This is a genomic window from Vibrio sp. S9_S30 (assembly GCF_014694455.1).
Taxonomy (GTDB): domain Bacteria; phylum Pseudomonadota; class Gammaproteobacteria; order Enterobacterales; family Vibrionaceae; genus Vibrio.
In genome coordinates this window covers 89,620-111,287 of the sequence record NZ_JAAUWT010000017.1, presented here as the reverse complement: position 1 = coordinate 111,287, position 21,668 = coordinate 89,620, and the positions used below count along the sequence as shown (strand labels likewise).

Below are 21,668 nucleotides of genomic sequence, written 5' to 3'. Positions count from 1 at the left end.
TTATGTATCAGACATTTTTTGGATTTAAACAAGCGCCTTTTTCGTTAACTCCCAACACTGAATTGTTTCAGGGGTTAGTGCCGCATTATGAGGCGATCCAAACCGTTTTGTCTGCTATTGAAATGGGTGAGGGCGTTATCAAAGTATCCGGTGAAGTGGGCACGGGAAAAACCATGGTGTGCCGGATGCTCATTAATCAGCTAGTCGATGATGTGTCGCTGGTGTATTTGCCTAACCCCCAACTTACTGGTGAAGAGCTAAAAATTGCGATAGCAAAAGAGCTTGAAGTCGAAATTAGAAACAGCGATAGCTTGGTTGATGACATTCACGCAAAATTACTCAAATTACACTTAAACGAGAAGCGTGTTGTGGCGTTGATTGATGAAGCTCAGGGCTTGAGTGATGAAGCGCTTGAAGCGATCCGATTGTTTGGAAACCTTGAAACGGAACAGGCCAAGCTGATGCAGATCGTCTTGTTAGGTCAGCCAGAGCTGGATGCCCGTTTGGAGCAGCACCACCTTAGACAGTTACGTCAACGTATTTCTTTCAGTGCAACGTTAAGACCCCTTTCTATTGAAGAAGCTTTTGCGTATATCGATCATCGAGTACAGGTGAGTGGTGGAAATGTTAACTTGTTTGAGGCAAAAGTAAAAAAAGCGATTTGGAAAGCGTCACGAGGTATCCCTCGCTTAATTAATCAAGTTTGCCATAAAGCACTGCTACTGGCGTTTACTTCGAACGCGACTCACATTCACATGGTTCACGTCTATAACGCGATTAATGATACGCTAGATACTGTCAAACCCAGATTTAAAAAGCCATTCTTGTGGGGGTGGGGGGTATCATGAGCGTGATCAACAAAGCATTATCTGAAATGTCAGCGAATAAATCGTCATCAGGGCGTATTGAACGAGTGGAGGTTTCTCCTTTAAAAAAGCGTTCGCAAGCTATGTGGATTGTGATGCTTGTTGTTATATCGGTGGCTGGTGGGGCTTGGTTGATGTTAGGGCAACCAACCAGCGATTCTGAAAGCGTTCAAATATCCGACAGCGTGCCAGTATCCGAAAACGTTAAACCCAATCGTTCCTCAAACGCTGCGAAACCAGTGACCACTGTTGTTATGATGGAAGCGACTCCACCAACACAGCAAACGGTGTCAGAGTCAGTGACGAACATATACTCAGATCAAGTCACGAAAGATGATGAAGCATCACCAAGTTTCGTGGCATCCTCGGTATCTGATGGTGTTCACGTTACAAACGTTGAGTCAGAAAAAAGCCGCGCCGCCCCTCAATCATCCCCGACGTCGATAGAAGAGCCAGTTCAAGTAGAGAAAAGCCCAGTTATTAAAAAAACAGAAGCTCCTACATTACAAGCGGCAAAGGAAACAAAACCTAAGACACAGGCACTTGCTTCTCAGAAAGAAGGCAAGACTGAAAAGGCGAATGTTATTTCTGAAAAAGCCTCTCAGGTTCCAGTGGCAAAAACCTCTTCAGTGGCAGAAATAGATCAATATGAACTACGTCAGCAACCTATAACCAATGGCGAAATGTCGATTCAACAGGTTGAACTTACCCCAAAGCAGTTAGCGGATAAAGCGTTGTCTCGGGCAAAAAAATCGTTAGATGCCAATGATTTCGATGGTGCGATAAAAGGGTATCAAACGGCCCTTCGTTATGTTCCCAAAGATGATGTGGTCCGTAAAAAATTGGCAGCGCTTTATTATGGGCGCGGCAATGTACGCCAGTCTCTAGAGATATTGCAAAAAGGCATCGTGCTTGATCGAGATAACCAAGTGCTGAGGCTAGCCGCAATGAATATTTTAGTAAAAGAAGGGATCAATGAAGCCGCACTGGGTGTTCTTGAGCACTTACCGCCTCGCCCAGAACAAGATTACCTCGCTGCAAGGGCAGGACTAGCGCAGCAACTCAAAAACTATCCGATTGCACTTGAAAGCTATCAGATGTTAGTACAGCAAGATCAGGAAAACGGTAAGTGGTGGCTAGGATTAGGAATACAACAAGAGCGAAGCGCTCAGTATTCCCAAGCAAAAGTGTCATACCAAAAAGCACTGAATCGCGTTGGGTTGTCGGTGCAAACCAACCGCTTTATCCGTGAACGCATTGCATACATTAACGACAGAGAGGCGTCTTCAAATGCAGATTAAACTACGTAAACGTCTTGGCGATCTGTTGGTTGAAGAAGGCATCATCTCAGAACATCAAGTTGAAGAAGCGCTAAGTCACCAAAAGAGAACGGGCAGAAAGCTTGGGGATACCTTAATACAACTTGGCTTCTTAACCGAAGCGCAAATGCTCACTTTCCTGTCGCAACAACTTAATGTGCCTCTCATCGATCTTGGTCGAGCCAATGTGGACGTTGAGGCTGTCCAGATATTACCCGAGGTACATGCCCGTCGATTGAGGGCGTTAGTGGTTGGTCGGCAGGGAGACACACTGCGTGTCGCGATGAGTGATCCTGCTGACTTATTTGCTCAGGAATCTTTGTTGAGTCAACTTCAGCAATACGAGCTTGATTTTGTTATCGCCCCAGAAAAGCAGTTAGTAGAAGGTTTTGATCGCTATTATCGCCGAACGAAAGAAATCGCCTCGTTTGCCGAACAGCTTCAGGCCGAGCATCAGGTCACTAATACGTTCGATTTTTCTTTTGGTGATGATGAAGACAGCGAAGAGGTGACGGTTGTAAAGCTGGTCAACTCTCTGTTTGAAGATGCCATTCAAGTTGGCGCATCCGATATTCACATCGAACCTGACTCTAATGTATTGAGGCTTAGACAGCGTGTTGATGGCGTGCTTCATGAGACGCTGTTGAACGAAGTCAATATCGCTTCAGCATTGGTACTGAGGCTTAAATTGATGGCGAATTTGGATATTTCGGAAAAACGCTTACCTCAAGATGGTCGCTTCAATATTCGTGTGAAAGGTCAGTCTATTGATATTCGTATGTCCACGATGCCTGTCCAGCACGGTGAATCTGTGGTTATGCGACTGCTTAACCAATCTGCTGGCGTAAGAAAGCTCGATGAATCGGGGTTGCCCGAAGACTTATTGGTAAGGTTACGAAGGCAACTCAGACGGCCTCATGGCATGATCTTAGTCACGGGACCAACCGGTTCGGGGAAAACAACAACGCTTTATGGGGCACTGTCTGAATTAAATGAACCGAGCAAGAAAATCATTACAGTAGAAGATCCCGTGGAGTACCGTCTGGAGCGTGTTAACCAAGTTCAAGTCAATACGAAGATTGATCTTGGGTTCTCTACGATTTTGAGAACGTTCTTACGTCAAGACCCAGACATTATATTGGTGGGGGAGATGCGTGATCAAGAAACGGTGGAAATTGGGTTAAGAGCCGCATTAACAGGTCACCTAGTATTAAGTACTTTGCACACCAACGATGCCATCGACAGTGCACTGCGCATGATGGATATGGGGGCGCCTGGATATTTGGTAGCCAGTGCAGTAAGAGCCGTTTTGGCACAAAGACTTGTGCGAAAAATTTGCCCAGATTGCCGTACTCACGATGATGTCGATGAATCTCGAAAACAATGGCTTGGTAGCCGATTTCCTAACCAAATCGGTGCCCCCTTCTTCAAAGGGAAAGGGTGCCAAAATTGTAATTTAACAGGGTATCGAGGCCGAGTCGGAGTATTTGAATTACTAGAGCTTGAACTGAATATGATGGATGCGCTTCGTTCAGGTGATGCGGTTGAATTTGCCAAACAAGCACGCAGAGCTGAGGGATACAAACCTTTACTGGCTTCTGCTATGGAGCTGGCTTTGAAAGGTGTGGTGAGTTTGAATGAAGTCATGAACCTCGGTGAAGGTGATTCTTCGGCAACGATTGAACCGATTCTGCTCTAAGGTGATAACATGGCGACTTATCAGTACCAAGGCAGAGATATACAAGGCAGCAAGGTGGCAGGTCAAGTTGATGCCCCAACAGAGGAACTTGCCGCTGAAGCACTGATCAATAAAGGAGTAATACCAACTTCGATCAGCAAAGAGAAAAGTGCGGGAGAGGGCATCAGCTTCGATGTTGCTGCTCTGTTTACACCATCGATTCCGCTGGAAGTGTTCGTTATATTTTGTCGACAGCTGTATAGCTTAACGAAAGCAGGTGTCCCCATCCTACGAGCAATCAAAGGGTTGGTTCAAAATTGTGGGAACAAGCAACTCAAGCATGCCTTGGAAGAAGTTGGAAATGAGCTAACCAATGGTCGAAATTTGTCTTCGTCCATGCAGCAATACCCCCAAGTATTCAGCTCGCTGTTCATTTCAATGATCAATGTTGGGGAGAATACGGGGCGTTTAGACCAAGCCTTGCTTCAGCTTTCTCAATATTATGAGCAAGAATTGGAAACGCAGAAAAGAATAAAAACAGCGATGAGATACCCCATTTTCGTATTGAGCTTTATTTCAATTGCAATGATCGTGTTGAATGTTAAAGTCATTCCGCAATTTGCATCAATGTTTGCAAAGTTTGGCGTCGACTTACCTTTGCCGACAAGGATTTTAATTAGTACGTCCAACTTTTTTGTGAATTACTGGGTTTGGTTGATCATTGCCTTTTTTGCCTTTTTATTTGGTATGAAAGCTTGGATCGGAACGGCGGATGGCAGAGAGAAGTGGGATAAGTTTAGGTTAAGAATTCCGATTGTGGGAGATATTGTTAATCGAGCTCAACTGTCACGATTTTCAAGAACGTTTGCACTGATGCTGAAATCGGGGGTTCCGCTAAACCAATCTTTGGTTTTGTCGGGGGAAGCGCTTGGTAATCGATTTTTAGAGCTCAGAATTTTGGAAATGAAATCGGCAATTGAAGCGGGAAGTACCGTGTCGTCAACCGCCATTCAGAGCCAAATTTTCACCCCTTTGGTTATTCAGATGATTTCTGTCGGAGAGGAAACAGGACGAATAGACGAACTGTTGCTCGAAGTGTCAGACTTTTACGATCGCGAAGTGGATTATGATCTGAAAACGTTAACGGCGAGAATAGAACCGCTATTACTGACGATTGTGGCTGGGATGGTGTTGATTTTGGCTATGGGTATTTTCTTGCCGATGTGGGGCATGCTGGATGCGATTCAAAAATAAATGGGTGCTTTAACATGAACGGCAAAATCGTTCCTGCATTTGCCATTTGGATATTCTTAGTAGGCATTCTATTAGCGACGTTGGTTATCAATTGGCAAAAAATTGACGATGAAGCATCCGATACCACTTTTTTGATGTTAGAAAACCAGATTACAGAGCGAGCTAATGCCTTTAGGCAGCAATGGGTTATCAGTAAGAAGCCTAGTGTTATTGAGTATGAAGGTGAAAAAATTCAATTGGATGGTAACGGGTGGGTATTGCCCTTGCTTGATAATAAAGTGAACTGTAAGTGGTGGTTAGAAACCTTGTATCCTAGGTTAGGGAACACGTATCTTGCTGATCCAGAAATTACGATGATATCTGGTTATCCGACTTATCACTGCCAATATGAATTTAAGCAAAAAAAGGTATTGGACTTGGTTTTGAGTGAGAAGACGCTCTCAATAAGTACTATTAAATAGGCAGTTAAACCTCTTAAATCATAGTTTTACTTGTTGGTGTTCGATATAATTAAATTACTCAGGAATGAGAAAAAAACATAGGTGAAGAAATGAAAAAGCAGCTCGGTTTTTCATTAGTAGAACTGGTTGTGGTGATTGTTATTCTTGGTTTGCTAGCCGCCGCTGCATTGCCCAAGTTTTTAGATGTCACCGATGAAGCCAAAAAAGCCAGCATTGAGGCTGTTGCCGGGGGGTATGCCACAGGTGTCCTTTCGGCAAGAGCGCAGTGGGAGGCAAAAGGAAGACCTGGGATAGGTACTGGAAATAGCAAACAACATTACATTGAGTATGATGGTGTGGAGTTTTGGTTAACTCGCTCTTTTAGTGATGATGGGAGTGACAGTTCATTTAGAGACGGCTACCCGATTGCGTTAAGAACTACTGGGCAAACGTCTGCTCCATCAACGATATCGTCATCTGATTGTGTCAATCTGATGGAAAACTTGCTGCAAAACTCACCTAAAGTAGGCGATGCAGCAAGCAGCAACCTATCCGATTTAAAATACACAGCTGAAGCCAATAGTTCTGAGAGCACTTGTTCATATGTGCAGCAAGAAGGCAGTGATCATAAGTTTGTGTATGAAATAAAAACTGGTCGTGTGACCGTAGAATTGCAGTAACTGAGTTGGTTGCAGCGTTAATATCTAAACATAGAGAGAAGTGACTATGAAAAGACAAGGCGGTTTCACGCTAATTGAATTAGTGGTGGTAATTGTTATTTTGGGTATTCTGGCAGTAACCGCTGCACCTAAGTTTTTGAATATACAAGATGATGCTAGAAAGGCAACCTTAGAGGGGTTAGTTGGTGCCATTAAAGGGTCTGCCAGTCTGGTCTATGGGAAGGCAGCGATCGCAGGGCTTGAAGGCACATCTGGTGGAGTTTCTGTTGCTGGCACAACGGTGCAAACGACTTACGGCTACCCCAATGCTACTTCGACCGCTATAACTGCCATTGTGGATGGTATTGGTACTGACTTTAAATTTATTAAATCAGTCACTGGTAATCCTCCTGCAGTGTTTTTCGGTATCTCTGGATATACGGGTAACTGTGTTAAGTATACTCAGGCTGAAAATGCAACCACTCCAGCGAAAGCTGCAGTCGTCAGCACTAACTGCTCGTAAAGAAACGGTAGAGGGGCACCGGTTGCCCCTCATTTGGGTATTACGAGTTGAGCATGAGTAAATTTATCTATTGGGTAAAGCATGAAACTTATAATCCTATTTCCTATAAGGCGGTACGTTTTACTCGTCAATCAGGTTTTACCCTTACAGAGCTTATCGTAGTTATTCTTCTGTTAGGCATTATATCCACTTATGCTACCAGTAAATATGTGGGCGTTTCTGGTTTTTCAACTTTCGCTGCTCAAGAACAAGCCATTTCCATTATTCGACAAATTCAACTCGGTCGAATGCAATCCAATCTCCCTTCCCTCGATTACTCTGGCAATCAAAGCCAATACCGCTTAGTGGTTTCAGGCAATTGTTTAGGCTCGGGTACTGGTTGTACTGCAGACAATCGAAGCAACTATGTCTTCATTGATGACCAAACCTTCTCTTTTACACCCGCAAGCATGATCGTTGAGTTTGACCTGTTAGGTGTACCAACGTGTATTTCTGGTTGTACCACACCTAGTGCTGGGGGCAACATTACTGTTGGTATTTCTAATGGGGTAGAGTCGGCTCGCGTTTGCATTAACAGTGAAGGGTTTGTGTATGGCTGTTAAGCAACGCGGTTTTACACTGGTTGAAAGCATTGTTGCCATCATTGTTTTAGGCATTTCGATGTCGGTATTGCTCTCCATTCTCTTTCCTCGTGTTCAGAATTCTGCACAGTCACAATACGACGTTCGAGCGTCTATTTTGGCGCAAAGCATCATGACAGAAATGCTAGCAAGAGGGTTTGATCATGAAAGTGATCCAAATGGCAGTATTATCCGGTGTGATGAAACAGGCGCTCCAGCTTGTACTGTGACGTTAGGCCCGGAAGTGGGAGAAACGACAGCCACGTTTAATGATGTTGACGATTACATCGGATGTTGGCATACCAATGATAATGTGTCGGACTGTGTACTGAGTGCACGCGGTAGCCTCAACGATATTTTTGGCTCTGATATTGCTAACGACTACCCAAATTTTAGAACTGAGATTGCCGTGGTTTACATCCCGAGCAGTGACCTTGGTTTTACGGACTCTTTACAACGATATAAGCGGATTACCTTAACGGTGGTAGCTGGTCAGTATGGGGAATTCCGATTCAGTGCTTATAAGGGGAACTACTAATGAAAAAATTAGGGTTCACTTTGGTGGAAATGATTGTCACGATACTGATCGTCTCCATCATGTTTATCGGCATTGCAGGGTTTGTGAAAATTGGTGCTCAGGGGTATGCCGATACGACTCGAAGGCAAGCGCTGCATAATCAAGCGCGGTTTGTGATTGAGAAAATGTCCCGTGAAATTAGGCACGCCGTACCTAATAGTTTGACGGCTTCAAACGGTGGTTCTTGTGTATCCTTCTATCCCATTCGGTATTCTGGCTTTTACAAAATGATCGATTCGATAAGCGGAGGCAGTGATACGCTGCAGTTTATTGTGGGTAACGACGGCTTTACCCAAGCTGATATGAGTGCAGCAATCAGTGCTGGAGCCCGATTGGTGATTAATCCAAGCCAAGTATCGGACTTGGTCGATCCTTCCTCCGCTTCTGTGTTATTGACTGGGGTAAGTTTAAGCGGTGCAATCTACAGCATGTCGGCTTCCTTTCCGAGCAATTCAATTGCGAATCGACATTATATTTATATTCCCTCAGAGCAAGTGGAATACTGCGTGAATGTGGGAACGGGGCAAATCACTCGAGACGAAGGGACGGTGGTCCCAGTCGGTGAAAATGCCGCCAGCGCCGCATTTACCGTCAGTGGAATGTCATTACAACGTGGTGGTTTAGTGCACATGGATATACTATTCGAAAGTGATGGTGAGCAAAGTCACTACAATCATGATGTGCAGGTGCTTAATGTCCCATAAAAAGAGCCAGACAGGCAGCGTGCTAATTATTGCCATTTTTATTATTGTCGTGATGGGCATGCTTGGGCTTACTTTGGTTCGATTAGAATGGTCGAATCAAGATATCCTGACTCGTGAAGTACTCGGTACGCAAGCGTGGTTTTTGGCGCATTCAGGCAATGAATGGGGGTTGACGTATATGTACCCATTAAATGAAAGTGCAGGGGCGCCACAATTATCGGCTCGGTGTACCAGCTTAAATGTTGCTGCTAATGCGGCTGAAGATGCGTTACGAGCCAATTCTAATGTTCCTTGCTCAACATTGAAGATCACTTGTGATGAACGTGGATCGGGTGATTTAACATTCTATAGAATCAGTTCCGTTGCGGTTTGCGGCGGAAGCAATACCTTTGAAGTTAGCCGAGAACAGGAAGTTTGGGCTAAAGCCATGGAATAAGCCAAATGAAAGTGACTCTAAATGAGTTTGTTGTATTTTTTTGTGTTTGTTTGTTTGTCTTCCCATTTTCTGTCAATGCCCATTATTTTCAAGATGCACGTTATGAATTCGGGAAGCTTGAAAAGGCAGATTGTCGAAGTTCATGCCGTATTACTTTCAGTAAAAGTTATCGAGTCACACCGCTGGTGTTCGTTACCCCTACGATTGCAACGGTGGATCCTGATGGGCAGAAACCCGCTCAATTAGTGATTACTTCCGTCAGCTCACAGGATTTTATTGTGAGACAAACGAGTGCGCCTATTAGTACTCAATATCAAGACCTGAATGAACCGATAATGACCTCTATCAGCTATTTTGTTGTGGAGCCTGGGGTTGCCGAACTTCAAGGTGGGCATTCGATAGTGGCAGGGTATGTTGATACCAATCAATACCGTGGCTTTAACATGTCACATCCTACACAAATCCCTGCTGGTTCAATCACGAGTAGTGATCCCGGTCATCAACTGGCTTTGTTCTCAGACTTTGGCTATGTACGCAATGGCTACGAAAACAGTGTGTTGATTACTCAGATACAAACAAATACGAATAACCGTTGGATGAGTGCGGGGGTGTATGAATCTGAGAATGATTACGCTCAGCTTTACCTAGAACTCAGCCGATATGATTCCGAGATACCTGTGCAGCACAAAGAGCGGATTGCCTATATCGCTTCAAGGCGTTTTGCTGGTGAGACTCAGGGAGTCCGTTACGAGTTTAATAGCGTAGAGCTCAACGGTACTATTGGAGAAAGCGCTCCTTTACGACGTCAGTGTGATCAACGGTTTCTACTTTCTCATCAATACACCAAGCAACCAGCGCTTATTGCCAGCAGGCAGTCCCGTGAAGGCCATCAAGGTGGGTGGGCTAGGCGTTGCTTTCTATCCAATCAGAGAGTGAGCTTTGTCATTGATGAAGATTTGGCCATAAATGATTCACTGCGGCATCGCAGTCACACAGAAGAAGATATCGGGTACTTTGCATTTTCAGACAAGCTAGATATCAACTTACCCAATGAATTACCTACTTGTGATACTTTCCCTTCTGCCGTTCAAGGACGGGCGAATAGCGGCAGTCAAATGGATATGTCTAATGGCTCCTCTGTTGTGAATGCCAAGCTCGCCAATGGTCTACGATATGTTGGCTTTGAGAGTGCGTACTTTGCAAACGGTAGCCATTGCGATGGAATGCCTTGCACCAATGACCCCTCTTTGCAAATTTCCAAAGACAAGCTGAACGACTTTTACATCGTCGATCAATTACCCGATATCACATCCCAGCAAGTCACCTTATCGCCATTGTCATCCAAAAGACTGTCGATCAGCGACTCAACAGTATTGCTGACGGAAGGGGATTACTATTTTGATTATTTGGATATCTCTCACCGCTCAACGATCAATATCCGTGGGGATGTCAGAATACATGTGAAACGCCTAGAACTCTCTAACGATTCTTCTTTCAACCATACTGGTGAGGCAGACAGTTTGCTGATCGTGGGTTATGATCCTAGCCTTCAGAATACGAACATGAGTGAACAAAGTTGTCCATATGGCGTATGCCAACTAAACCTTGCTAGCAATGACAAAATAAAGGCGTTGATTTACTCCGAATCAACCGTTTATCTTTCCAATTATGCGGAGATCTATGGTTCAGTAACCGCCAACAGAGTGTCGATGTCGGGGTACTCAAAAATAACGGGCGAAAGCCGATGTTTCTCTGAACCAGAGTTGGTGATGACCCCCTCCACGACAACAGGGCTTACATGTGATGGCCTAGCCGTGACGTTTAAGTTGGTCGATAAAGCAACAAGGCAGTTGCTGAATAATTATTCGGGGACACTTCGCGTCGACATTCCCAATAATTCAACAGGGCAATCTTGTTGGCTTTCCGACTCCGAACCCGCGCGTTGTACCACACCTTTCCAACACGAATTTGTCGCAGGGCAGGATGCGATAGTGACGAAAAAATTGTCCAGCACCTCTTTATTGCCCGTCCATATTCGAGGGAGTCTGCTCCAAAATACTAATGTGTCGGTGGATGCCGGTCCGTATCAATTTGTTCCGTATGGATTTAAAGTTACCGATGAACATCGTGTCGACGGGAATAAAGGGCAAGTGGCCAACCGTCCTTTTAGCATTAAAGTGTCCGCCGTTGCATCAAATGCAGCGAACCCTAGGCAATGTCAGACGATTGAAGATTATACCGGTATGCAATCGTTGGATATGGCCTATGAGCTGATGGAACCAACGCTTATCGGCAATAACAACACGCTAGTCGTACACAACACCATCCTTCCTAAAGGAACTGATCCACTGACCGGAGTAACCATACCCAATGTCCCGTTTGATAACGGTGTCGCGGTCTTAAACAGTGTTTATTCCTCGGCTGGCCAGTTTAAGCTTCGTGTGGCTGATGCGAAATGGCAACCACCACAGGCTGGCTTACCTTCGTGGTCAGGCTTAGCAGGCAATGCTACCGTAAACAGCCGTCCTTTCGCGTTGTCTATTTGTCACGAACCACAAGATGGTGCTTATCAGTTGTTCCCTTCTGGTACAGCGAGTGGGGGCAGCAAACTTGTGGGCTCAGGTAAATTTGTCGATGCTCGGCTAAGCGCTTTACGTTGGTATCCAAGCGCCGATAGCGATAATGATGGCGTGCCTGATAGTGGTTATATGAACCAGCTATTGTGCCTCGAAGAGAGTGTGACGGGTTTTGAGGTGTCCGCTGATGTGTATTTTGACCTCCATACCCCTTCTTCAGGGCATAAGGGGAAACTTGAGATGGCGAATCAAATGAGCCACTTAAGTAACGGTTATTCACCAATATCCGTGAATTTCAATGAATGGGGGGTCTCCGATCAACGCTTTAGGTGGTCTGAAGCTGGCAGCATTCAGATGTGGGTGGAAAAAAACAGCTACTTGAATGGCATGTCTGTACCGTTTATTAAGTATTCCATTGGTCGCTTTTACCCGTCTTATTTCTCATTGGAAAAAGCGGCGTTTACGTATCCCACAGGACAAAATAATTTCGTCTACATGAACCAGCCTTTCAATGAGGTGGCGTTTGAAGTGAAAGCGTTGTCTGCCATGACGGAAAGCTCTGTCATCACAGAAAAAGACGAGCCTCTCCCGACATTAAATTATGGCGAACACTACAGCCAACAGTTAAAGGCCTCCTTCTCGTTAGTGGGGGAACATGCAGACCGGCTTTCAATCAAGGATTCCGATCTTGGAAATGGATTGTGGCAAAGCGATGCAGTTTGGCGCTTCAATCCAACGGAAGAGGTGATTTGGTCTCGTTTAATGGTGAGTCGCACTCAATCTTATCCAGATAAATTGTTTAATTACTCCGGAATCTTAACGGATCTTGATTCAACAGCGACAGAGATAGATTTGAAAATCAGTGGTGTGGACCCTGTGAGCTTTTCTGTTAACACGCATGAAGAACGTATGCGTTTACCTCAACAGCCAGACGTACGATACGGACGAATGATTTTGGAAGATCTGGGCACACAATCGAATGGTCGAGTTTCTGTGCCCATGCGTACTGAATTTTGGAGTGGTGAAGAATTTGTTGTCAACCTGGATGACAACGAAAGCCACTTTCTTGGAAACCAATTCTGCCGCCAAAGCTTATGGAACAGTGCTGGTAGTGCGTCTTCAGCGGCGAGTTTCAATGGATCTGGTGGGGTGTCTAATGGTGAGACAGATGAGCTCATTGCGAAGCAAAACGCCACGATAAGAGAACAAGTGCGCTTGTGGTTAAGAATTGGTACTGGGGAGATAGGAAAAGTCAATCCAACGGATAACGATATAGAATGTTGGAGTTCCTCAGGAAACCAAGATTGGTTGAAATACAATTGGAGAGGGGTTGGGGATGAAATACCCTCGGCAGTTATCACTTTTGGAACATACCGTGGAAATGATCGGATCATTTATCGGGGAGAGCCAAGAATTACCGAACGATAAAACGGAGGTTTTCATCGTTTAACATTAAAAATGAGGGATTAAGTAAAGAATCTACAAGAAAAAGCGAGATTCAGCCCATGTTTACATGTCAATGCCTTGCTGATAACGCAAGGCATTGGTACATTTAGTGCAATTTTATGTCTTCTTAATGCTTGCAGGATGAACGAAGAATATGTTTAAAAAACTTCGTGGCATGTTTTCAAACGATCTCTCTATCGATTTAGGTACAGCCAATACTCTTATCTACGTAAAAGGTCAGGGCATTGTCCTTGACGAACCTTCCGTTGTGGCCATTCGACAAGACCGCGCTGGTAGCGCAAAAAGTGTCGCCGCTGTAGGGCACGAAGCAAAACAAATGTTGGGTCGTACTCCGGGGAATATTTCAGCAATCCGCCCAATGAAAGATGGTGTTATTGCGGACTTTTACGTGACCGAAAAAATGCTTCAGCACTTCATTAAGCAAGTGCATGACAACAGCGTGTTGAAGCCAAGCCCTCGTGTTTTGGTTTGTGTACCGTGCGGCTCTACTCAAGTTGAGCGCCGAGCCATCCGAGAATCCGCACTGGGTGCGGGTGCGCGTGAGGTCTATCTGATTGATGAGCCTATGGCGGCCGCCATTGGCGCAGGCTTACGTGTATCAGAGCCGACAGGCTCAATGGTGGTTGATATCGGCGGCGGTACAACAGAGGTTGCCGTGATTTCGCTTAATGGTGTGGTCTACTCCTCTTCGGTTCGAATCGGTGGTGACCGATTTGATGAGGCTATTATCAATTATGTTCGTCGAAACTACGGCAGCTTGATTGGTGAAGCGACCGCAGAAAAAATTAAGCACGAAATCGGTTCCGCTTACCCTGGTGATGAAGTCGAAGAAATCGAAGTGCGTGGTCGAAATTTAGCAGAAGGTGTCCCCCGCAGCTTTACACTGAATTCCAACGAAATCCTTGAAGCACTTCAAGAGCCTCTAACTGGTATCGTTTCAGCCGTCATGGTTGCACTGGAACAGTGTCCGCCAGAATTGGCCTCCGACATTTCTGAAAATGGCATGGTGCTTACTGGTGGTGGTGCACTACTGAAAGATTTGGATCGCCTTCTGACAGAAGAAACAGGTATTCCTGTTGTTGTGGCTGAAGAACCCCTGACTTGTGTTGCTCGTGGTGGCGGTAAAGCGCTAGAGATGATCGACATGCACGGCGGCGATCTGTTTAGCGAAGAGTAAGCCTTGCTGCTTTTAACTTCGGGTAAACAGCGATGAAACCGATATTTGGCAGGGGACCATCCCTGCAACTGCGTTTATTTTTTGCCGTCACACTATCAGCCAGCCTTATGCTGGCTGATAGTCGTTTAGACACATTTTCCAGCGTACGTTATTTTTTGAACAGTTCCGTTGCGCCAATCCAATATTTGGCGAATTTACCTCGTACCATGTTTGATGGCATGTACGAGAGAATGAATACGCGCGAAACCCTACTCACGTCTAATCAAGCGTTGAAGCGTGAAGTGCTCAGGCTCAAAAGTAATTTGACCCTACTGGATCAGTACCGTGAAGAAAACCAACGCTTAAGAAAGTTGTTGGGCTCTCCTTTTATTCGAGATGAAAGGAAAGTAGTCACGGAAGTGATGGCCGTGGATTCTTCTCCGTATCGTCATCAAGTGGTGATCGACAAAGGGCAAATTGATGGGGTGTATGTTGGTCAGCCTGTGATCAACGAGAAAGGGATTGTTGGTCAAGTAACGTTTGTTGCTGCTCACAATAGCCGCGTATTACTGATTACTGATGCCAACAGCTCCATTCCCGTCCAGGTAGTGCGAAATGACATTCGAGTGATAGCTTCTGGCAATGGGAGCATCAATACCATACAACTTGAATATGTCCCAAGCAGCACGGAAATTGAAGAGGGTGACTTATTGGTCACTTCTGGTCTTGGTGATCGATACCCTGAAGGCTACCCAGTGGCTTACGTCACAACCGTTGAGCGAGACAATCGACGCCCGTTTGCGTCGATCACGGCTGAGCCTGTCGTGGCATTTGACCGATTACGTTATCTATTGCTTGTTTGGCCAAGTGAAAATAGACAAGACGCTCAGCCACTAGACAATGAAAATGCCAGCGAATCTGCCAGAGAGGGAAGTGATGGCGAATAGTGTTCTAAAAGGACGAATGGTCATTTGGGCTACCTTTCTTATCGCTTTAGTTTTTCAATCCATTCCTTGGCCCGGTATGTTTGAAATATTTCGGCCTGCCTGGTTGCTGCTCATCGTATGTTATTGGGTACTGGCTTTGCCGCACCGAGTCAATGTCGGCACTGCGTTAATACTTGGGCTGATTTGGGATTTGCTATTGGGCTCCACTCTGGGTATACGTGGCATGATGATGTCGATCGTTGTCTATTTAGTGGCGATGAACTTCCTTGTTTTAAGAAACATGGCACTGTGGCAGCAAGCTATCATTATAGGTGCACTGACGATATTAGCTGGCTTGCTGGAGTTTTTTGGTGAATACCTCATTCAGGACGTAACGTTTAACCCATTGTCACTTTGGGCGGCGGTAGTGAACTGTATTTTATGGCCATGGATATTCCTATTACTGCGTCGAGTGAGACGCCATTGGCATATTCGGTAATGGATAAGGAAAAAGGTATGTCCCAGATTGAGCGCAGGTTAACCTTAGCGTCTAGCTCACCAAGACGAAAAGAGCTGCTTGGTCAGTTGGGCTACCCATTTGACACCGTTTCTCCAGATATCATAGAAGAAAAAAACGCCAGCGAATCCGTATCTCAATATGTGGTTCGGTTGGCGACAGAAAAAGCGCAAGCCGGTCTATTGATGACCGAGCAAGCCGATATTGTGATTGGCTCTGATACCATTGTTGTGGTCGATGGTGATGTGCTAGAGAAACCAGAAAATTTTGAACGCTCACGAACTATGTTGAGCCGCTTGTCAGGACGCAGTCATCAGGTGTTCACCGCTGTGACCGTATTAGACAAAACTCGCAGTGAGTCTGTACTAGTTGAAACAAACGTATGGTTTAAATCCCTGTCAGAACAAGAAATAACAAGTTACTGGGAAACAGGCGAACCGTGCGATAAAGCTGGCAGTTATGGAATTCAGGGGATTGGTGGGAAATTTATCTCTCGCATTGAAGGGAGCTACCATGCCGTTGTGGGGCTCCCATTGATGGAAACTGACCAGCTCTTGCGCAAGTTTTTCTAATTTAATTTGAGGCACACGAATGAGTGCAGAGTTGTTGATAAACGTTACACCGAGCGAAACTCGGGTGGCGATGATTGTAGGTGGCATCCTACAAGAAGTGCATATTGAACGTGAATCGAAAAGAGGCATTGTAGGCAATATTTACAAAGGGCGTGTGAGCCGTGTCTTGCCGGGAATGCAAGCGGCCTTTGTTGATATTGGTTTGGAAAAAGCCGCTTTTCTTCACGCTTCCGATATCGTTCCGCATACAGAATGTGTTGCTGAAAATGAAAAGCAGCAATTCCAAGTCAGAGACATTTCTGAGCTGGTTCGCCAAGGGCAAGATATTGTTGTGCAAGTGGTTAAAGATCCGCTTGGCACAAAAGGTGCTCGCCTAACCACTGACATCACGCTTCCTTCTCGTTACTTGGTCTTTATGCCGGGTGCGAGCCACGTGGGCGTATCTCAACGCATAGAAAGTGAAGATGAACGCGAACGATTGAAGGCAACGGTATCCAGCTATTGTGATGAGCACGGTGGGTTCATCATTCGCACTGCTGCGGAAGGTGCGGATGAACAGGAGTTGTCCCAAGACGCGGCTTTCCTGAAGCGTTTGTGGATGAAAGTCATCGAGCGCCGTAAAAAATACAAAACGCGCTCAACCTTGTACGGTGAATTAGGGTTAGCGCAAAGAATCCTCCGAGATTTTGTCGGAACCGAACTCGATAGCATTCAAGTCGACTCAAGATTGGTATACGAAAACCTTAGAGAGTTTGTATCGGAGTTTGTCCCCGAGCTACACGAAAAACTGAAGCTTTACGAAGGCGATAAACCCATTTTCGATATGTATGATACCGAGAATGAGATTCAACGTTCTTTAGACAGAAAAGTCGAGCTTAAATCCGGTGGCTACCTTATCATCGATCAGACTGAAGCGATGACCACCGTCGATATAAACACAGGCGCATTTGTCGGTCGCAGAAATCTAGAAGAAACCATATTCAATACGAATATTGAAGCGACTCAAGCGATTGCTCGTCAGCTCAGGCTACGCAATCTTGGGGGCATCATTATTATTGATTTCATCGACATGATGTCAGATGAACACCGTAAGCGAGTGATTACTTCACTGGAATTGGCGCTTGCCCATGACAGAGTGAAAACGAACATCAACGGATTTACCCAGTTGGGTTTGGTTGAAATGACGCGTAAGCGAACTCGCGAAAGTATTGAACATGTTCTGTGCTCTGAGTGTCCAACCTGTAAAGGTCGTGGTTCAGTGAAAACGGTCGAATCGGTGTGTTACGAGATCCTGCGTGAAGTGACTCGTGTCAACCGCGCTTATGATGCGGATAAGTTCGTTGTGTATGCCTCTCCTGCCGTTTCAGATACCTTGAGTGGCGAAGAGTCGCATGCACTGGCAGAGCTTGAAGTCTTTATTGGAAAAGAAGTGAAAATTCAACCTGAACCACTGTATGTCCAGGAACAATTTGATGTCGTTATGATGTAAATGGAGCAACAGTGAAGTTTCTGCCATCCCTACTTTGCCGTACGCTCATTTGGAGTTTAGTGACCATAATGGTGATCCTTGCGATCACCGTTACTGTTTTGCGTGTCTCTCTTCCTCGTTTAGAACAATATCAATCCGATATCGAAACGTGGATATCGCAATCTACGGGCATAGAATTTCAAAGTGAAAAAGTCAGTGGTTATTGGAAAAATACCCACCCTTTCATTGCATTAGAAAACCTTCAAGCCATCCTTCCTGATGAAGATAAAACCAAAATTCTCATCCGCAAAGCGGAAGTAGAATTAGACATTCTTGCCTCTCTTCGCCGCTTAACCCCTGTGGTCTCAACGCTACGTGTTGATGGGCTGAGTTTGGATATTCAGCACATAAAATGGTTGAAGGAGAACAACCAAGCCATTGGCAAACCCGAGGTATCTTCTCCATCATCCGAAAGCGTTTTGAACGACATTGAGTACCTGCTTCTTCGGCAATTGAATGATTTTTCGATTGCCAATTCCAGCGTGACCTATCAGACGTTCACGGGGGACGTCAAAACGTTGGAGATTGAGTATTTAAAGTGGCAGAACTTTGAAAACCGACATCGAGCTGATGGGGTGATTGGCATTTCGGATGACAACATCAATAGTCTAACGGTGAAAGCGGATTTCAGCGAGTCGGGAGATTTGTCTCAGATCAGCGGCGATTTCTTCGTTAGTGCTGAAAATCTTCAGGTAACGCCTTGGCTGACGAAGTACTTGAAAGATAAGGTGGGCATTGCTCAGGGGAATGTGAGCTTTAATTCTTGGATTACGTTAGCGCAAGGGCGACCTAAAAATGCGTATTTAGAAATCCTACCCAGTGACCTCCGTTGGAATAAAGAAGCGCAGCATAGCTTAACGCTTGAACGCGGAATATTAAGCATGGCTCCGTCAGATTCAGGGTGGCAAGTGAATGCTCACTCACTTAGACTCCGCACAGATGAGACACCTTGGCCGTTGTTCGATGCTGCGTTCAAATTTAACAAAGAAAAATGGCAGTTGAATGTGTCGGAAGTGGACGTGGCTGCTTTAACACCATTTGCTCATTTGATGCCTGAGTCGGATGAATTAACGAAGTGGCTGGATGAGGTTCAGCTTGGCGGTCGAGTCGAAGACATTCGCATTTCTATGGGGAAAGATCCGTCGAGCATGCGCTTTTCAGCCAATCTCGATAACGGGGCAATGAAACAGTGGGACCTGTTGCCTGAATTGCATCATCTCAGTGCGCAAGTGTCGGGGTCGCTGGATCAGATCAATGCTCGTGTCTCTCTGATTGATGATGAATTGCCATATGGTGATGTATTTCAAGCCCCGCTTAACATTCGTCAGGCACAGGTGGACATCACATGGAAAGATTATGGTGACTGGGGGTGGAGCCTATGGGCTGATAAGGTCACCGCTGCAACACCTGATCTCCAAGTCTTGGGGGCCTTTAAATTGGACTTCCCGAAAGAGAAAAGCCCATTTCTTTCTTTTTATGCCGAAACTGATGTGTTTAATGCCGGTGAAACGTGGCGTTATCTTCCAAAGCTGGCATTAGGCACGGAACTGACCGATTACCTTTCAACCGCAATCCAAGCCGGTAAAGCGACCACATCTAAGGTGCTTTGGTATGGCAGTTTGGACCAATTCCCATACTCGAATAATGATGGCATGTTCCAAGCGTTAGTGAATTTGAAGCAGTCTCAGTTCAGCTTTGACACGGCCTGGCCGCCACTGAAGAACCTTCAGCTTGATTTGCTATTCCAAAATCAATCCATGTATATGGACTCTCGAAGCGCGACACTCATGGACGTGAAGGCAAGCCGAATTACAGGAAGAATCTCTTCGTTGTCAGAAAATGGGTATATAGAAATTGAAGCGACAGCGGAAGGTGAAGGCGATGCCGTTCGAGATTATATGATGGCAACCCCTTTGGTGGATTCCGTTGGAGCCGCTCTCACTGCGGTTCGAGTTAAAGGCTTGGTCGACGCCGATTTTCAGCTAACTATCCCTTTTGATGGCAGTGATACTCGGGCTAGGGGTTGGGCAAAGCTGCCAGATAATCAAGTTAAGATTAAAACGCCCTCTATGACCTTAAGTAATGCGTCTGGTTTAATTGAATTTGATAATGATGTGGTTCGATCCGCAGGGCTATCTGCGGAATTGTTAGGGCAACCCATTTCGCTCGACTTTTTAGGACAAACGCAAAACAAGAATTACAACGTGAATATCGATGTGCTTGGGGATTGGGATGTACAACCCTTAGTGCCCTATGTAGGTGAAACGTGGTTGAAGCGTGTGCAAGGTCATGCGCCGTGGAACATGGATGTTGATTTGCAAATCAACGACGTCGGTTTTACCTATCAGGTCGACGTGAAAGCGGAAACCCAATTTATTGCCAGTCAATATCCCGAGCCTCTCGGTAAAGCATTGGGTGAGAAAGGCAGCGCAAGATTACAAGCTTCTGGTAACCAAGAAACCATTTCTGCACGTTTGCAGCTCCCAGAGTTTAAGTATCAAGCTGAAATCGATATTCGCCAAAAAAGACCGGAATTTAATGCGTCTTATCTAGTGATCGGACGCGGGGCATTCCGAGTCAGTCCCATTGCGGGTCACAGTGCCGTTGTGCGCCGCGATAACTTCGATCTCGATCAATGGTTAGATCTCTTTTTAGGACCCGTCACTGGTCCTCAGCCTTTAGTCAGTGAATTGGATGTGCCTAAAATTCCAATTCCAGAAAGCGTAAAAATGGAAAGCAAAGCGCTGACATTGGCCGGAGTGGAGTGGAATGACTTAAATTTCAGCGCTCGCAAGAAGGGGCTTGGCTGGAAAATGGACGTGGAGGGAGCGGAGATATCCGGTCAAGCGAGCTATATTGAGCCGTATGATTTAACGGTTTCACTGGATAGGCTCCAACTCTATATCCCAGGTTTTGATGAATCGACCGAACCTGAACCCCTCGCGTTAGATGATGAAAAACCGCAGCCTTTGATTCGACCTTTTGACCGAGTGTTTCATGATGCGGTCCCTAACCTCACACTGGCGATAGAGGATTTTTGGCTGCAAGGTTACAAGATTGGAAAGGTTAATGTGGATCTCTTAAGGCAAGGTGATCGTCTTGAATGGAAAGACATTTCTTTTTCAAGTGGTGACAACAAATTCAAGGCGTCGGGGTGGTGGAAGCTCCAACAAAACCAAAGCCGATCCAAATTTAAAATGGCGATGTCTGGTAAGAACAATACGGAAGTTATGGAACGTTTTGGTATTACTTCCGGTATTCAAAAGGCACCATTTGACGTGGAGACCGATCTAGAATGGGATGGGGCACCATGGTTGCCTCAAATGACCACTATGAATGGCACAATATCTTCCAAACTTGGGAGAGGCGTTATTTCCGACGTCAGTGGTGCAGCACGCCTTCTAGGGTTATTCAGTTTAGATTCCATCATTCGCAAAATGCAGCTCGACTTTAGCGATGTGTTTGATGACGGGATGGCGTTCAATAGCATTACTGGCTCTGGTGAAGTGAAAAACGGCATTTTTGTTACCAACGACATTGAGATGGATGCCGTTGCAGGGCGCATGTCGATTAAAGGGCTGGCAAACTTAGAAACACAAATCGTGGATGCCGAAGTGGAGTTTGTGCCCGATCTTACCTCGGGGATCCCTGTGATCACCGCGTTTGCCGTCGCCCCACAAACCGCGATTGTGGTGTTTGCGATAACAACGGCGTTGTCGCCAGTCGTTGAGGTCTTTACCAAAGTAAACTATGCCGTTCAAGGGGCGTTGGATAACCCAAGCGTAACCGAGATTTCGAGAAGTAAGGGCGAGTATGCTGTGCCCGACAACGCCACTCAAAACTAAATTTG

The 21,668-nt window shown here is 45.6% G+C and carries 18 protein-coding genes; all 18 read left to right on the top strand.

Going from position 1 to position 21,668, the window contains the following annotated elements; all coding sequences use genetic code 11:
- Window positions 1–2 precede the first annotated feature (2 nt).
- The 18 genes from HC752_RS18715 (at window position 3) to HC752_RS18630 (ending at window position 21,663) form a co-directional block, all read left to right on the top strand.
- The gene (locus HC752_RS18715) at window positions 3–848 is read left to right on the top strand and encodes an ExeA family protein (protein WP_190336700.1); all 846 of its coding nucleotides are present in this window, start codon (window positions 3–5) and stop codon (window positions 846–848) included.
- Window positions 845–2,167: a tetratricopeptide repeat protein gene (locus HC752_RS18710; protein ID WP_190336699.1), complete on the top strand. Its 1,323-nt coding sequence runs from the start codon at window positions 845–847 to the stop codon at window positions 2,165–2,167. Before HC752_RS18715 ends, HC752_RS18710 begins: the two co-directional genes overlap by 4 nt.
- Entirely contained in the window at window positions 2,157–3,884 is a 1,728-nt protein-coding gene (locus tag HC752_RS18705; RefSeq protein WP_190336698.1) for a GspE/PulE family protein, read from the top strand. The genes HC752_RS18710 and HC752_RS18705 overlap by 11 nt, the downstream gene beginning before the upstream one ends.
- Before the next feature lie 9 nt (window positions 3,885–3,893).
- Complete coding sequence (locus HC752_RS18700) at window positions 3,894–5,117, top strand: type II secretion system F family protein (RefSeq protein WP_190336697.1); 1,224 nt, start codon at window positions 3,894–3,896, stop codon at window positions 5,115–5,117.
- 14 nt (window positions 5,118–5,131) lie between these two features.
- The gene (locus HC752_RS18695) at window positions 5,132–5,578 is read left to right on the top strand and encodes a hypothetical protein (protein ID WP_190336696.1); all 447 of its coding nucleotides are present in this window, start codon (window positions 5,132–5,134) and stop codon (window positions 5,576–5,578) included.
- 89 nt (window positions 5,579–5,667) lie between these two features.
- Entirely contained in the window at window positions 5,668–6,237 is a 570-nt protein-coding gene (locus HC752_RS18690; protein ID WP_190336695.1) for a prepilin-type N-terminal cleavage/methylation domain-containing protein, read from the top strand.
- Between the two features lie 46 nt (window positions 6,238–6,283).
- Window positions 6,284–6,739, top strand: coding sequence for a type II secretion system protein (locus tag HC752_RS18685; RefSeq protein ID WP_190336694.1), 456 nt, complete (start codon window positions 6,284–6,286; stop codon window positions 6,737–6,739).
- 53 nt (window positions 6,740–6,792) lie between these two features.
- Complete coding sequence (locus HC752_RS18680) at window positions 6,793–7,341, top strand: prepilin-type N-terminal cleavage/methylation domain-containing protein (protein WP_190336693.1); 549 nt, start codon at window positions 6,793–6,795, stop codon at window positions 7,339–7,341.
- A complete protein-coding gene (locus HC752_RS18675) occupies window positions 7,331–7,897 on the top strand; it encodes a type IV pilus modification PilV family protein (protein ID WP_190336692.1) in 567 nt (188 codons plus the stop codon). Before HC752_RS18680 ends, HC752_RS18675 begins: the two co-directional genes overlap by 11 nt.
- Window positions 7,897–8,640 (top strand): PilW family protein, encoded by a 744-nt coding sequence (locus HC752_RS18670; RefSeq protein ID WP_190336691.1) that lies wholly within the window; start codon window positions 7,897–7,899, stop codon window positions 8,638–8,640. Before HC752_RS18675 ends, HC752_RS18670 begins: the two co-directional genes overlap by 1 nt.
- Complete coding sequence (locus HC752_RS18665) at window positions 8,630–9,076, top strand: hypothetical protein (protein WP_190336690.1); 447 nt, start codon at window positions 8,630–8,632, stop codon at window positions 9,074–9,076. The genes HC752_RS18670 and HC752_RS18665 overlap by 11 nt, the downstream gene beginning before the upstream one ends.
- Window positions 9,077–9,081: 5 nt before the next feature.
- Window positions 9,082–13,080: a DUF6701 domain-containing protein gene (locus HC752_RS18660; protein WP_190336689.1), complete on the top strand. Its 3,999-nt coding sequence runs from the start codon at window positions 9,082–9,084 to the stop codon at window positions 13,078–13,080.
- A gap of 172 nt (window positions 13,081–13,252) precedes the next feature.
- Entirely contained in the window at window positions 13,253–14,296 is a 1,044-nt protein-coding gene (locus HC752_RS18655; RefSeq protein WP_190336688.1) for a rod shape-determining protein, read from the top strand.
- Between the two features lie 32 nt (window positions 14,297–14,328).
- Window positions 14,329–15,222 (top strand): rod shape-determining protein MreC, encoded by an 894-nt coding sequence (mreC, locus tag HC752_RS18650; RefSeq protein WP_190336687.1) that lies wholly within the window; start codon window positions 14,329–14,331, stop codon window positions 15,220–15,222.
- Window positions 15,212–15,700: a rod shape-determining protein MreD gene (gene mreD / locus HC752_RS18645; protein WP_190336686.1), complete on the top strand. Its 489-nt coding sequence runs from the start codon at window positions 15,212–15,214 to the stop codon at window positions 15,698–15,700. Before mreC ends, mreD begins: the two co-directional genes overlap by 11 nt.
- A gap of 17 nt (window positions 15,701–15,717) precedes the next feature.
- Window positions 15,718–16,290: a Maf family protein gene (locus tag HC752_RS18640; RefSeq protein ID WP_238930562.1), complete on the top strand. Its 573-nt coding sequence runs from the start codon at window positions 15,718–15,720 to the stop codon at window positions 16,288–16,290.
- Window positions 16,291–16,309: 19 nt separating this feature from the next.
- On the top strand, window positions 16,310–17,779 hold the full coding sequence (rng, locus tag HC752_RS18635) for a ribonuclease G (RefSeq protein WP_190336684.1): 1,470 nt from the start codon (window positions 16,310–16,312) through the stop codon (window positions 17,777–17,779).
- 11 nt (window positions 17,780–17,790) lie between these two features.
- Window positions 17,791–21,663 carry a YhdP family protein gene (locus tag HC752_RS18630; protein ID WP_342029492.1) on the top strand — a complete coding sequence of 1,291 codons (3,873 nt, stop codon included), beginning with the start codon at window positions 17,791–17,793 and terminating at the stop codon, window positions 21,661–21,663.
- Window positions 21,664–21,668: the final 5 nt, after the last annotated feature.